The organism is Cupriavidus sp. SK-4 (assembly GCF_000611125.1).
Classification (GTDB): Bacteria; Pseudomonadota; Gammaproteobacteria; order Burkholderiales; family Burkholderiaceae; genus Cupriavidus; species Cupriavidus necator.
On record NZ_JFJW01000159.1, the window covers coordinates 53577 to 66418 of the forward strand.

A 12842-nucleotide genomic window follows, 5' to 3' on the forward strand; every position below is an offset into this window, starting at 1 on the left:
GCGCGCTGGGGGTCGGGGCGCAGATCCTGCGCGATGTGGGGGCGCACAAGCTGCGCCTGCTCAGCCATCCGGTGCCGTATCGCGCCGTCACCGGCTTCGACCTGGAGGTCACCGAGTTCGTGCCGCCGTGCTGATCTGTCAGGAACGGGGACCGAAGCAATCGGCAAAGCAGCGCGTGAAGCGCTCCACTTCGGCGTCTGGCAGGTGGTTGATGCCGCCTGCCAGGCGCCGGCCGCCGCCGGTCTCGAAGCCGCGGCAGAAATCGGCCGCACCGGTGGCGCTGTGGGCGGGCACCCGCACGCTGACGGCAAAGCCGCCGCCGGACTTCGGCGAGAGCAGGCCGATGGCGTCGCCGGGCCGCCCGCGCACCAGTTCATTGGCCAGCACGCCGATCGCGCGCCGCGCCCACGGCGCGTCAGGCAGCACCAGCAGCGCGGCGCCGGGCACTTCGTGCGCGGGCGCCAGGCAGCGCGCGCGGGCCATGTCGTCCTCATAGCCGTCGCACAGCACCGCATAGGCCCCGCATTGCGCGGCGAACGCCAGCGGGTCGGCAAACGGCAGCATGTGCCGCGCCAGTTCGGCGGGATCGAAATGCAGGTCCGCCACGCACTCGCCATAGGCGTTGTAGTTCAGGCACGTGCCCAGCTGTTCCAGCACCGCGGTTTCGCGCTCGCCCAACCCCGCCTGCGCGGCCAGCGCGCGCGCCACGCCGCCCAGGTTGTCGCCGAAGGCGGCGGTGATCGCCCAGCGCCGGTGGCAGCCGTCCAGGTGGCGGTCGACCAGGAGGCTGGTGCAGACCTCCGGCCCCTCGTCGATATGCGCGCGCAGGCCGGCATGCCCGGGCAGTTCGCCGACATGGTGGTGGTCGAAGTAGTCCACCCGCGCACCGGCGCCGAGCAGCCGCATCAGGCCATCGCGGTTCTGCTCTAGCGAGATGTCCAGCGCGGTCACGGTGTCGCCCGGCCCGGCGTCGATGCGCTCGAGCAGCCGGATATCGCGCTTGACGCCGGTGACCAGCGTGGCGTCGCCGGCATGCGCCAGGCGCAGCTGCTGCAGGGCGCACAGGCCGTCGGCGTCGCCGTTGAAGGCAAAGTAGCGTGTCATGGCAGGTGTGGTCAGGACTCAGGGCATGAAATCGCCGCCGTTGGCATCGAGCGAAGCGCCGGTGATGGCCCTGGCGTAGTCTGACACGAGAAACAGCGCAGCGCGCGCGCAGTCGTCGTCGGTCGGCATGCGGCCCAGCGCAATCTGCGCGGTCACCGGCGCGATCACGGTGCCCTCGCTCACGCCCTGCTCGGCCGCGGCGTGGCGCACATAGCCCTGCACCGGCTCGCCCCACATCCAGCCCATGAAGATGCTGTTGGCGCGGATGCCATGCGGGCCCAGTTCGCGCGCCAGGTACTTGACCGCCACCGCCAGCGCGCCCTTGGACGCCGCATAGCCCGATTCGCCGGGCATCGGCTTGCGCGTGGCCTGGGTGTTGATCATGACGATGGCGCCGCCGCCCTGCGGCTTCATCAGCGCCGCCACTTCCTGCGTCAGCGTCATGGTGCCGAACACATTGGTGTCGAACACCTGGCGCCAGACATCCAGGTCGGCCGCCTCCACCGGCTCGGGGAAATTGCCGTGCTGGAAGGCGCTGTTGACCAGCGCGTCGATGCGGCCGAAGCGGCGCATGGCCTCGCCGGCCAGGTGCCGGGACTGGGCCCGGTCGGTGATGTCGGTCACCACCTTGAGCACTTCGCAGTCGGCGCCCAGTGCATCGATGCGGGCCTGGGCGTCGTCCAGCTTCGCCGCGGTGCGCGCGGCGATGGCAACGGCACGGGCGCCTTCGCGCGCGGCCTCAACGGCCAGCTTGACGCCCAGCCCGGGGCCGATTCCCGACACGATGACGACCTTGTCTTTCAACAGCATGGTGTTGTCTCCTGTGATGCGCAGTGCGCTGTCTTAGTTTTGCTTCAGGATATGCCGCGCGCGGTAGCCGGCGAAATCGCGTTCCAGTTGTTCCTGGCTCAGGCCGAACTGCTCCAGCGTATAAGCGTGCGCCGCGCGCTGGTTGCGCGGGTTGCCCTCCATCCATGCCCACATGCCGGCGCGCGCGGACTCGGTCAGCGGCATACCGGCAAAGCGGTAGACCGCCTGCGCCACGCCGAAGGGATCGCGCACGGTATCCTCGAAGCGCACGTCGAGGAAGCGATCGGCAGGCAGACCGTCGCGCACCGTCATGGCATGGGCGGTGGCGCGCTGCATCTGCCCGCTCCACTGCCGCCCCACCGTGGCGGCATCGGGCGCATCGGCGTACAGCTTCCACAGCGTATGCGCCATGCTGGCCATCGACGGAATAGTCTGGGCGGGATCGCGATGGGTCAGCACGACCTGCGCGCCGGGGAAGACCCGGAACAGGATTTCCAGCGTATGCAGGTGCTGCGGCGTCTTCAGCACCCACCGCTGCGCCGGCGTCTCGCCGCGCTGCCGCTTCTGCCACTGCAGGAACTGCAGCATGGTCTTCAGGTAGGCATAGACCTGGGTGCGGTCCTGCCGCGCCAGCCAGTCGGTATAGGACGGCACGTTGGCATAGGAATCCATCGCGCACAGGAAGGAATGCTCCATCAGCATGAATTCCTCGTCGGCCGCCATGGCGTCGAGCGGATGGATGGCGAGGATGTCCGGGATAAAGCGAATCATCTGCGCGACTTCCTCGCGCGCCAGCCCGATGCGTCGGCCGGCGTCGCACGCGTCCTCGCCGGGCAGCGGCGCCGGGTAGCGCGTTTCCCACCACGCTGCCGAGCAGAAGCGCGCGTCCGTGGCCAGCATGCGCTGCAGCAGCGTGGTGCCGGTGCGCGGCAGGCCGACGATCACCAGCGGATCGTCGACGCGCTCTTCCAGGATCTCGGGATGGCGCCGGCAGTAGTCCTGGATCACCAGCCGGTTCACCAGTTGCGCCTGCAGCTTGCCTTGCAGCATCTGCGCGCCCTGCGGCGACAGCCCGGCTTCGCGCGCAAGCGAGTCGGACAGCACCTCCAGCGCCTTGCGGTAGTCGCCCGGGCCAAAGTCAGTCAGCCCGCCGGCCTGTGCGCTGGCCTGTGCCAGCAGGCGCTCCACGTCAAGCACCGTGGTGTGTTCGGATGCGATGGTGTTCATGCGTTCTCCCTGCATTCATTCCTGAGCGATTCAAGCTTGACCACGCGCGTGCGCGGATGCACCGGCTGCGCCGCCCCCACCCAGCGCCAGCACATGGTGCCGTTGCGATGGCCCGCGGTCTCCAGCCAGTTGGGCAGGCCCGGATCGCGCGCGCTGAGGACGACGGTGACGCCGCCTTGCGCATCCAGCCGGGCACTGTGCTTGTTCAGGCAGATGTCGTGGTAGCGGTAGTCGAGCGATTCCATCCAGTAGTTGTTTATCTGGAAATTCCAGAAATCGCAGGCCGGCACCCGGTCCACCTCGACCACCAGCGCTTCGTCGTCCGCCAGCGCCCAGCAGGAGTGGTAGTAGAAGATGTTGGGATCGCCGCCTGCCGCCTGGCATACGGCCTGGTCGGCGGGCGGCAGCGCATTGACATGGCCGCCATAGCCCTGGGCCCAGTCGGCGAAGATGCGCGCGGTGCCCTCGACAAAGCCCGCGGCGCGCAGCAGGCCGCCGTGCAGGCGTTCGGCATCTAGCACGGGCGGCTTGTCGCTGCCATTGAGGCGCTCGATGTGCAGTTCGGCCGGGGTCTCGGCCTTGCGGTCGAGAAAGGTCTGCCGCACCACCAGCGCATTGGTGCCCGGCTCCATGCGCACCCAGTTGCCTTCATGCTGGCGCGCGCTGACGATGATTTCGAAACTGCCATCCGCCGCCACTGCCAGCTTGTTGCTGTCGAGAAAGCCGGTCTGGACCATGCGCCCATCGGTTTCGTAGCCGCCCTTCTGCGTGCCGAAACTCAGGTAGGCCACGGTGCCGCGCCGGCCGCGGATGCGGTATTCGGCACTGCCGTCCAGGCGTGCGTAGCGATAGAGATTGTCCGGATTGTCCGCGCCGATCTTGGCGGTCTCGTGCGACGGCGAGAAGAAGCCGGGAAACGCCGGATCGGCGAATTCCACATGCATCTCCAGCGCAATGCGCAGCAAGCGGCTCAGGTAGCGGAAGCCCTCGGCGCGCGTGAGCGCGTCCGACGGGGCCTCCGGGCGCAGGATCTGCTGCCCGCTGCGCTTGAGCACCTCGCAAAACTCGGCCCAGGTCTGGCCGCTCAGCAATTGTTCTTCGGCGGAGTTCGCCATCTGCCTGCTCCCGTGGTTCGTCGGCGAAGCAACGATACCCAGCGCGGGGCCGCCCCAGCCTCGTCCGGGTGGACTAGGAAATGCGCGCCGCGGCCCGCGATTTCTTAGTCCGCCCGGACGAAGTGGCAAAGGGCCCCGGCTCGCTACCTTGTGGCCATGCCTGACCGCCGCGACATCCCTGCGCGGCGCCGGCAAAACCAAGAGGAGATCCCGATGTTGACCCACCTGGAGCAACTGGAGGCGGAGAGCATCCACATCATGCGGGAGGTGGTGGCGGAATGCGAAAACCCCGTCATGCTCTATTCCATCGGCAAGGACAGCGCCGTGATGCTGCACCTTGCCATGAAGGCCTTCCACCCCGCGCGGCCGCCGTTCCCGCTGCTGCATGTCGATACCACATGGAAGTTCGGCGAGATGATCGCGTTCCGCGACCAGACCGCCGCGCGGCTTGGCCTGGACCTGCGCGTGCATGTCAACCCCGAAGGGCTGGCGCGCAACATCAGCCCGCACGAGCACGGCTCCGCCGTCCATACCGACGTGTGGAAGACCCAGGGCCTGAAGCAGGCGCTGGACCACTACGGCTTTGACGCCGCCTTCGGCGGTGCGCGCCGCGACGAGGAGAAGTCGCGGGCCAAGGAGCGCGTGTTCTCGGTACGCACCGCCCAGCACCGCTGGGACCCGAAGATGCAGCGCCCCGAGCTCTGGCGCCAGTACAACACCCGCAAGCGCAAGGGCGAAAGCCTGCGCGTGTTCCCGCTGTCCAACTGGACCGAGCTGGACATCTGGCAATACATCTACCTGAACGACATCCCCATCGTGCCGCTCTACTACGCCAAGGAGCGCCCGGTGGTGGAACGCGACGGCACGCTGATCATGGTCGACGACGAACGCCTGCCGCTGCGCCCCGGAGAAACGCCGCAGATGCGCAAGGTGCGCTTCCGCACGCTGGGCTGCTATCCGCTCACAGGCGCGATCGAGAGCGAGGCCGACACCCTCGGCGGCATCATCCAGGAAATGCTGCTGGCAACCACCTCGGAGCGCCAGGGACGGCTGATCGACAGCGACTCGGCCGGATCGATGGAAAAGAAGAAGCAGGAGGGATACTTCTGATGGAAACCCTGATCGACACCGCGCCCGCGCTTGCCCAGGACGCCGCGCAAGCCACCGGCACCTCGGGCGAGATCGCCCACTACCTGCACGCCCAGCAAAACAAGAGCCTGCTGCGCTTCATCACCTGCGGCAGCGTCGACGACGGCAAGAGCACGCTGATCGGCCGGCTGCTGTATGAATCCAAGATGCTGTTCGAAGACCAGCTCGCCCAGCTGGAAGCCGACTCGAAGAAAATGGGCACGCAGGGCGAGAACCTCGACTTCGCGCTGCTGGTGGACGGCCTGGCCGCGGAGCGCGAACAAGGCATCACCATCGACGTGGCGTACCGCTTCTTCGCCACCGAGAAGCGCAAGTTCATCGTCGCCGACACGCCGGGGCACGAACAGTACACGCGCAACATGGTCACTGGCGCTTCCACCGCCGACCTGGCCATCCTGCTGGTGGATGCGCGCCGCGGCGTGCAGACGCAGACGCGCCGCCACAGCTACCTGGTGGCGACGCTTGGCATCCGCCGCGTGGTGCTGGCCGTCAACAAGCTGGATATGGTCGACTACTCGCGCGAGGTCCATACCCGCATCGAGAACGAGTACCGGGAGTTTGCCCGGCAGATCGGCCTGACCGATATCACCTGCATTCCGATGTCGGCCCTGCGCGGCGACAACATCACCGAGCCCAGCGCCAATACCCCGTGGTACCACGGCCCGACGCTGATGGCCCACCTGGAGAACGTGCCGATCGACAACGCGCCGGTGCAAGGCGAACCGTTCCGGCTGCCGGTGCAGTGGGTCAACCGGCCCAACCTGGACTTCCGCGGCTTTGCCGGCACCGTCAGCGCCGGCGAGATCCGCCGTGGCGACCGCGTGCGCGCGCTGCCCTCGGGCCGCGAGAGCCGCGTGGCCGGCATCGTCGGCGCCGCCGGCGCGTGCGAGCACGCCATGCGCGGCCAGGCGGTGACGCTGACGCTGGAGGACGAGATCGACATCAGCCGCGGCGACGTGCTGGCCTGCCCGGAAGACCCGCCGGCGGTGGCCGACCAGTTCGAGGCCACGCTGGTGTGGATGAACGAGGACGCCATGCTGCCCGGGCGCCCCTACCTGCTCAAGCTCGGCACGCGCACCGTGGGCGTGACCGTGGCGCAGCCCAAGTACAAGGTCAATGTCAACACGCTCGAACACCTGGCCGCGCGCACGCTGGAGCTGAACGAGATCGGCGTGTGCAACCTGCACCTGGACCAGCCAGTGGCCTTCGATCCCTACGCGCGCAACCGCGAGCTGGGCGGCTTCATCATCATCGACCGCCTCAGCAACAACACGGTCGGCGCCGGCATGCTGCACTTTGCGCTGCGCCGCGCGCAGAACGTGCACTGGCAGGCCATCGACGTGGATCGCCGCGCCCATGCCGCGCTCAAGCACCAGTCGCCGCGCATCGTCTGGTTCACCGGGCTCTCCGGCGCGGGCAAATCCACCATCGCCAACCTGGTGGAAAAGCGCCTGCACACGCTGGGCCACCACACCTACCTGCTTGACGGCGACAACGTGCGCCACGGCCTGAACAAGGACCTGGGCTTCGCCGAGGCCGACCGCGTCGAGAACATCCGGCGCGTGGCCGAAGTGGCAAGGCTGATGCTCGATGCGGGCCTGATCGTGCTGGTGTCCTTCATCTCGCCGTTCCGCTCGGAACGCGACATGGCCCGTTCGCTGGCCGGCGACGGCGATTTCGTCGAAGTCTTCATCGACACGCCGCTGGCGGTGGCCGAGCAACGCGACCCCAAGGGCCTGTACCGCAAGGCGCGGCGCGGCGAGCTGAAGAACTTCACCGGCATCGATTCGCCGTACCAGCCGCCCGAGCGGCCTGAGATCCGCATCGACACCACTGCCGACACCGCGGAGCAGGCGGCTGAGCGGATCGTGGCGTGGCTGCGGGAGAAGCCCTAGGCCGAACGGACGATGAGGCGACGGACGGGGTCGGTACGATGGGACAGGGACTCCTGCCCTGGATCGCCGCCACGTCTGGCGCAAGTCATTGCCTTTGCATGACCGATTGGATGCTCCCTCTCCCGCTTGCGGGAGAGGGTTGGGGTGAGGGCGGGAATCTCCACGAAGTTCCGGCTGGTGCTATGCCACCGCCCCCCCCCCCCCCCCGCCCCCCCCCCCCTCCCCCTCCCCCGCAGGGGGGAGAGGGGAGCAAACCGTCGCACCGCCATCATGCTGCCAGACCCCCTGCCCGCCGCCGAGCTGAGCGCCCTGCTCGCCCAGCTCTACCAGGGCCCGACCGAAGCCGTGCCCTGGGCAAGTTTCCTGGAAAGCGTGCGCCAGCGCCTGGGCGCCGCCTTCGTCACGCTGGTGCTGCGCCACCCTGCCACCGACCGGCCGGGGCTGATCGTCAATGCCTCCGATTACGGCCCGCACCTGCCGGGCGAGCCATCGTACAGCGAGCAGTACTACGCGCTGTGCCCCTTCCTGGACCTGCACCCGGACCGGCTCTTCAGCGCCGACGAACTGTTCGGCGAAGCCGGCTGGCTGGCACACCCCTTCTACACGCAATACCTTCAACCGCTGGGCCTGCGCTATATCCTGGCAGCCAACCTGGTCACGCCCGACGGCGTGGAATGCGCGCTGTTCATCAGCCGCACCCACGCGGGACAGGACTTCGGCGAGGCCGACAAGGCACTGCTGCATGGCCTGCTGCCGCACCTGAAGCGCGCAGTGGACCTGCATGCCGCGCTCGACGTGCTTGCCTCTGAACGATCCCTGTACGCGGATGCCGTCGACCGGCTGCAGGTCGGCACTGTGATCCTGGACGAGCACGGCAGGACCATCCGGACCAACGACGTCGCCGGCCGCCTGCTGCAAGCGCGCGACGGCCTCTACCTGTCAGACGGCGCGCTGCACGCGCACTGCCCGGTGGAAAACCGCAGGTTCCGCAAGATCCTGGAAGGCGCGGCCCAGGCCCACGCGCTGGCCGCGCCGCGCAGCGAAGTCACCACGCTGAGCCGGCCCGCCGCGCCGACGCCCCTGAGCGTGCTGGTGCGGCCGATCCCGCTCAGCTATCGCAGCGAAGACAAGTCGCGCCGACCCGCGGTAGCGGTGTTCATCCGCGACCCGGCGGGATCGCCGCGCAACACCCACGCCAACCTGCGCAAGCTGTTCCACCTGACCCCGACCGAGATCGAACTGGCTTTGCTGATGGTCGACGGGCTGACGCTGGATGAAGCGGCGATGCGGCTTGGCGTCAAGAAGAACACGGCGCGTGCGCACCTGCGGGGCATCTTTGCCAAGACCGGGGCGACGCGGCAGGCGGTGCTGGTGAAGATGTTGCTGTCCAGTGTGGTGGGGATGGGGTGAGGCTTCGTACTCCAAGCGGACGATGCCGGAGTAGCGACGGACTGCTTTAATCCTCGCAAACCACCGGAGACGAGTCCATGACCGACGATGCCGTGCAGATTGCCAATCTCCTCTACATCTATGCCGAGCGCATGGACGCCGGTGATCTGCCGGGGGTCGCCGCACTGTTCGAACATGCAGAGATCGAAACCGGAGATGCAGTGCTGCGAGGTTCCGAGTCCATGCTGAAGCTCTGGCGAGCCTATGTGAAATTGCATGCCGATGGAACGCCCAGAACCAGGCATGTCATCAGCAATCCGATCATTGAGATTGCTTCGGACCGCCTGACAGCGACCGTCCGATCGTACTATACGGTCCTTCAGGCGTCCGACCGTATCGCGCTGCAGGTGATCGCGGCCGGTCGCTATCATGACGCCTTTGAAAAGGTCGAGGGACGCTGGCGCTTCAGCCGCCGCAATTATTCGATGCTCGATCTGAAGGGCAACCTGACCGATCATCTGCTCATGCCGTCTGCCTGAGGGATGGCACGGTGGCATTCCGGGCAGTGCAATTGCTCCCCATATCGTCGTAACGACAGCAAATGCTAGGCAAGCAAGCGCAAGGCATCAGCGAGCGAAAGCACCGTTGTGCGCGAATCGAACGCCGTTGAAAAGAGATGATCGTGCACGACCTGGTCCGGGTCATAGCAGCAATCCTTGACCGTGAATAAGCGGAAGTCCGCATCGCTCGCGTACGCGACCGACGACAGCACCACACCGGTCGACGCAATGCCCACCATGAGCAGGGTATCGATACCCTGCGCGGAAAGCCGCACCTGCAGGTCGGTACCAAAGAACACGCTGGCGCGATGCGCGATGATCAGCGGCTCGGTGACCTGCTGGCCGAGTTCCGGCGAGATCTGGTCGTCGACGAAAAGACCAAGCTGCTTGATTCCCTGCCCGTTCCGGTTCAACGGACTGACTTCCGGATAGCCTGGAGCAAAGTGGATCTTGGCGAAATAGACGCTGACGCCCCTGGCCCTCGCAGCGTCACACAGCTTGCGCGTATTGGAGAGCAAAGTGGGCGCGACCGATGGAAATAGCGCCAGGATGTCGGTCTGGTAATGCATGACCACCAGCGCGGTTTGCGCGGGAACAATTGCCGGAATCTCAACGGGTGGCGACATAAGGCTACGCGATAAGAAATGATGGTCGACTCTACCACGACCAATCGGTTGGCCGTTCCGGGTCTCCTTGAACCCGCTCAGTCCGGCATTGCAGCAAAGTCATGCAGTTGCTGAGCGGTCACCGTGGCCCCGCCACATACCACCGCGGCGATGCTGGAGGCCGCCTGCAGCACCGGGTTGTCGCAATCCAATGCCGCCAGGGCTGCGCCGCATGCCGGCTCGACCAGGACGCGGTGTTCGTCAAGAAACCTTATCGCTGCCTGCACCGCCTGTTCATCTGACACGACGACGCTGTGGATCTCGTGACGCTGCGCCCATCGGAGCGCGCCATCACATGGCCGCTTGGCGCCAAGCGACGTCGCCACGCTGGTGATCTTTGAGAGTTCGACCGGCCTGCCTTCGGCAACCGAGCGGGCATAGCAGTCCGCACCGTCGGTCTCTACCGCGATGACAGGCACGTCGGACCAGCCATTTCGTTGCAGCCCTTCCAGCACGCCGCACAGCAGGCCACCACCGCCCACGGCAAGAACGATTGCGCCCGGCTTCGGCCCGGATACCGCCATCTCGCCCACCAGCGTGGCGTGCCCCTGCCAGATGAGCGGATCGTCGAACGGGTGCACGAAGGCATCGCTTGGCCCGATCAGGGACAGTGCAAACTCGTGCGCTTCGGCCCATGTGCCTCCGTGCACGATCAACTCCGAGCCTTCCAGGCGGATCAGGTCGCGCGCCCGGGGTGGCGTGCTCTCGGGTACCACCACCACCACGGGAACGCCGAGTTCGCGTCCGCAATAGGCTGCCGCAATCCCGGCATTTCCGCCTGAAGATGAAACGAATCGCTGCGCGCCCGCGGCGTGCCGCGCTTCACACAAGGCTCCGACACCCCGAAGCTTGAAAGACCCGGACGGCTGTGCGGCTTCCATCTTTAACCAGACCGGCTTGCCGAGCCGCCGCGAATTGGGCTGGGACTGTACAAAAGGTGTGCTGATGTGGAGCGTCATGTTTCGTAGCGAAATGTGGAAAGCGAGCCGTCCCTGCAACGCGGGAAGCTGCGCCATCGTAGACGCTGGAAGCTATGCAAACCAATGTTATTTAGGTAGCCTAGCTATGCTTCATGAGTATGGGATTGAAGGGGCGGAAACGGTATGCGGAACATTGAATTGCGGCATCTTCGCTACTTCATCGCGGTAGCGCAGGCCGGCAGCGTGGTGGCGGGCGCCCGTGCCGTCGGCATTGTCCAGCCAGCGCTGTCGCGGCAAATCATCGAACTTGAGGCGGCCATCGGTACGCCACTGCTGGCGCGCAAGGCAAGGGGCGTGCAGCTCACCGTGGCGGGCGAGAGCTTCCTGCGGGATGCCACACAACTTCTGGCAAACCTGCAAGCCAGCCGCGATCGCGCCCTGCGCTGCGCTGCCGGGCAGCTTGGCGAGCTGCGCCTTGGTGTGTTGCCGAACTACCTGAGTTCAGCCGTCGTGACTGAGGTGCTCCGGGCCTTCCGGACGGCGTGCCCGGAAGTCAAGGTCCTGGTGGACCCGATGCTGTCGACGGAGCAGATTGCCGCGATCCGGCACAGGCGGGTCGATGGCGGCATCATGGCCTGGCGCCGGCATGAGGCGCCGCATCTGACTGGCATCGTGTTGCTCAGCGACCGCTTCGTATTGGCCATGCCTTCATCACAGACCGCCCGACACAAGCAGCCGAAACGACTGGCGGACGTGGCGGATCTGCCCTTCGTCTGGTTCGATCCGGCGCGGTCCTCGTCCCAGCATCGCTTCCTGATGACGCAGTGCGAGCGCGCCGGCTTCTCGCCCCGCGTGGCCCAGGTTGGCAGCGACATCCCGACCGTGCTCGGTCTGGTTTCAGCGGGGATGGGTTGCGCGTTTGTCCCTGAAAGCCTGTCAACCGTCTGTCCGCCGACCGTGCGCCTGGTGCCACTGCCTGAGGTCGCTGACCGCTTCGACGTGGAATTCGCGTTTGACGAGGAGGTAGCGACGCCAGCAGTCAGGCAATTTGTGCGGGCGCTACAGCAGGTGATCGATGATCGGGCAAGCCAATAGTGAAGGCGGCCGCGACGGCCGCAACTAGCAGCAAGCCCTTATACATGTTGACCCCTACCCTTCTTTTTCTTTTTGGAAATGGAAGGATGCCGCAACAGCGTCGTTGTCGGTCAGGCGCCCTGCCGCTACTCTGCCAGCCTTGCCGCGACCACGCCTACCATGTCGTGCAACTCTGAACCCAGCTTTTGGCGCAACGCGCGGTGGGCGGGCTGCCACAGCGACAGAGCCTGTTGCAACTTGAAGGCGCCGGCCTCTGTCAACCACACCGCGCGGCGGCGGCGATCCGCTTCAGACGTGACGACTTCCACCAGCCCCGTGCTGACAAGCTGATCCACATTCCTCGACATTGTCGATTGATTCAGCCCGGCTCGTTGCGCCAATGAGGCAAGGGTGTCGTCCGTTGCTGACGCGATCAGGCACATCAATCCAAATTGGGTACTGGACAGGCCAGATGAAGCCAACGCCTCATCCAGCTCCGCTGTAATTCTGCGCGCCAACAGGCGCGACCACCAGCCGAGATCGACGTCGAGAACCGCAGCGGCGTCTGCGCGCAGGGTCCTGGCTCCTTGCCTTCGCTTTTGCATGCCGATACTATATGCAGATGCATTGTTTGTATCTGCATATATTACCAACAACGAGGAGATCTGACGAGATGGAATATCGATACGGCCTTGCCTCACCCGCCGACGTCGCAAACATGAACGGCAGGGCAATTCTTCAAGCCATTGTGGACGGACACCTGCCACAGCCGCCCATCTCACAGGCCCTCGACTTCTGGTTAGGGCGTGTTCACGCTATCTGAGCCCGTCGACGATGAGCGCAAAATTGATGAAGGCGATGAACATCACGTCTAGTTTGTCGAATCGGGAAAAGATGCGACGGAAGCCTTTGAGGCGGCGGAACAGACGCTCCA

At 66.1% G+C, this 12842-nt stretch carries 12 protein-coding genes and 2 pseudogenes; 6 read left to right on the plus strand and 8 right to left on the minus strand.

The genetic code is table 11. The annotated features are described in order from the left end of the window. A pseudogene (locus CF68_RS38825) lies at positions 1-134 on the plus strand (3,4-dihydroxy-2-butanone 4-phosphate synthase); the annotation flags it as partial. Between the two features lie 4 nt (positions 135-138). Here the strand turns inward: CF68_RS38825 and CF68_RS31335 are convergent. Genes CF68_RS31335 through CF68_RS31350 form a run of 4 tightly spaced genes read right to left on the minus strand, consistent with a single transcriptional unit; the run spans position 139 to position 4256 of the window. Further along, positions 139-1104 carry a hypothetical protein gene (locus CF68_RS31335; protein WP_035826683.1) on the minus strand — a complete coding sequence of 322 codons (966 nt, stop codon included), beginning with the start codon at positions 1102-1104 and terminating at the stop codon, positions 139-141. Positions 1105-1122: 18 nt separating this feature from the next. Then, positions 1123-1914 (minus strand): SDR family oxidoreductase, encoded by a 792-nt coding sequence (locus CF68_RS31340; protein ID WP_035826685.1) that lies wholly within the window; start codon positions 1912-1914, stop codon positions 1123-1125. Positions 1915-1947: 33 nt separating this feature from the next. Further along, positions 1948-3141 carry a sulfotransferase gene (locus tag CF68_RS31345; protein ID WP_035826687.1) on the minus strand — a complete coding sequence of 398 codons (1194 nt, stop codon included), beginning with the start codon at positions 3139-3141 and terminating at the stop codon, positions 1948-1950. Next, positions 3138-4256 (minus strand): DUF1214 domain-containing protein, encoded by a 1119-nt coding sequence (locus CF68_RS31350; RefSeq protein WP_035826690.1) that lies wholly within the window; start codon positions 4254-4256, stop codon positions 3138-3140. Before CF68_RS31350 ends, CF68_RS31345 begins: the two co-directional genes overlap by 4 nt. A 213-nt stretch (positions 4257-4469) precedes the next feature. Here CF68_RS31350 and cysD point away from each other — a divergent pair, with 213 nt between their 5' ends. From cysD to CF68_RS31370, 4 genes are all read left to right on the plus strand, one after another. Next, positions 4470-5366, plus strand: a complete 897-nt coding sequence (gene cysD, locus CF68_RS31355) for a sulfate adenylyltransferase subunit CysD (protein WP_035826692.1) — start codon at positions 4470-4472, stop codon at positions 5364-5366. Further along, entirely contained in the window at positions 5366-7300 is a 1935-nt protein-coding gene (cysN, locus tag CF68_RS31360) for a sulfate adenylyltransferase subunit CysN (protein ID WP_035826694.1), read from the plus strand. Before cysD ends, cysN begins: the two co-directional genes overlap by 1 nt. A gap of 270 nt (positions 7301-7570) precedes the next feature. Next, a complete protein-coding gene (locus CF68_RS31365) occupies positions 7571-8710 on the plus strand; it encodes a helix-turn-helix transcriptional regulator (RefSeq protein WP_035826697.1) in 1140 nt (379 codons plus the stop codon). Between the two features lie 77 nt (positions 8711-8787). Then, entirely contained in the window at positions 8788-9228 is a 441-nt protein-coding gene (locus CF68_RS31370) for a nuclear transport factor 2 family protein (protein WP_035826698.1), read from the plus strand. A gap of 65 nt (positions 9229-9293) precedes the next feature. Here the strand turns inward: CF68_RS31370 and CF68_RS31375 are convergent, their stop codons facing one another. Beyond that, positions 9294-9875, minus strand: coding sequence for an isochorismatase family cysteine hydrolase (locus CF68_RS31375; RefSeq protein ID WP_035826699.1), 582 nt, complete (start codon positions 9873-9875; stop codon positions 9294-9296). Between the two features lie 77 nt (positions 9876-9952). Continuing rightward, complete coding sequence (locus CF68_RS31380; protein WP_035826701.1) at positions 9953-10873, minus strand: pyridoxal-phosphate dependent enzyme; 921 nt, start codon at positions 10871-10873, stop codon at positions 9953-9955. Between the two features lie 144 nt (positions 10874-11017). Between CF68_RS31380 and CF68_RS31385 the strand changes: the two genes are divergently transcribed. After that, positions 11018-11929 (plus strand): LysR family transcriptional regulator, encoded by a 912-nt coding sequence (locus CF68_RS31385; RefSeq protein WP_035826703.1) that lies wholly within the window; start codon positions 11018-11020, stop codon positions 11927-11929. A gap of 125 nt (positions 11930-12054) precedes the next feature. On the opposite strand, the gene CF68_RS31390 is transcribed toward CF68_RS31385, so the two are convergent. After that, positions 12055-12513, minus strand: a complete 459-nt coding sequence (locus tag CF68_RS31390; protein WP_035826705.1) for a MarR family winged helix-turn-helix transcriptional regulator — start codon at positions 12511-12513, stop codon at positions 12055-12057. 210 nt (positions 12514-12723) lie between these two features. Beyond that, positions 12724-12842: pseudogene (locus CF68_RS31395) on the minus strand (IS5/IS1182 family transposase); the annotation flags it as partial.

Excerpts from the sequence above, each read along its gene's own strand:
- CF68_RS31335 (WP_035826683.1), bottom strand. The coding sequence starts at position 1,104 with ATGACACGCTACTTTGCCTTCAACGGCGACGCCGACGGCCTGTGCGCC.
- CF68_RS31340 (WP_035826685.1), bottom strand. The coding sequence starts at position 1,914 with ATGCTGTTGAAAGACAAGGTCGTCATCGTGTCGGGAATCGGCCCCGGG.
- CF68_RS31345 (WP_035826687.1), bottom strand. The coding sequence starts at position 3,141 with ATGAACACCATCGCATCCGAACACACCACGGTGCTTGACGTGGAGCGC.
- CF68_RS31350 (WP_035826690.1), bottom strand. The coding sequence starts at position 4,256 with ATGGCGAACTCCGCCGAAGAACAATTGCTGAGCGGCCAGACCTGGGCC.
- cysD (WP_035826692.1), top strand. The coding sequence starts at position 4,470 with ATGTTGACCCACCTGGAGCAACTGGAGGCGGAGAGCATCCACATCATG.
- cysN (WP_035826694.1), top strand. The coding sequence starts at position 5,366 with ATGGAAACCCTGATCGACACCGCGCCCGCGCTTGCCCAGGACGCCGCG.
- CF68_RS31365 (WP_035826697.1), top strand. The coding sequence starts at position 7,571 with ATGCTGCCAGACCCCCTGCCCGCCGCCGAGCTGAGCGCCCTGCTCGCC.
- CF68_RS31370 (WP_035826698.1), top strand. The coding sequence starts at position 8,788 with ATGACCGACGATGCCGTGCAGATTGCCAATCTCCTCTACATCTATGCC.
- CF68_RS31375 (WP_035826699.1), bottom strand. The coding sequence starts at position 9,875 with ATGTCGCCACCCGTTGAGATTCCGGCAATTGTTCCCGCGCAAACCGCG.
- CF68_RS31380 (WP_035826701.1), bottom strand. The coding sequence starts at position 10,873 with ATGACGCTCCACATCAGCACACCTTTTGTACAGTCCCAGCCCAATTCG.
- CF68_RS31385 (WP_035826703.1), top strand. The coding sequence starts at position 11,018 with ATGCGGAACATTGAATTGCGGCATCTTCGCTACTTCATCGCGGTAGCG.
- CF68_RS31390 (WP_035826705.1), bottom strand. The coding sequence starts at position 12,513 with ATGCAAAAGCGAAGGCAAGGAGCCAGGACCCTGCGCGCAGACGCCGCT.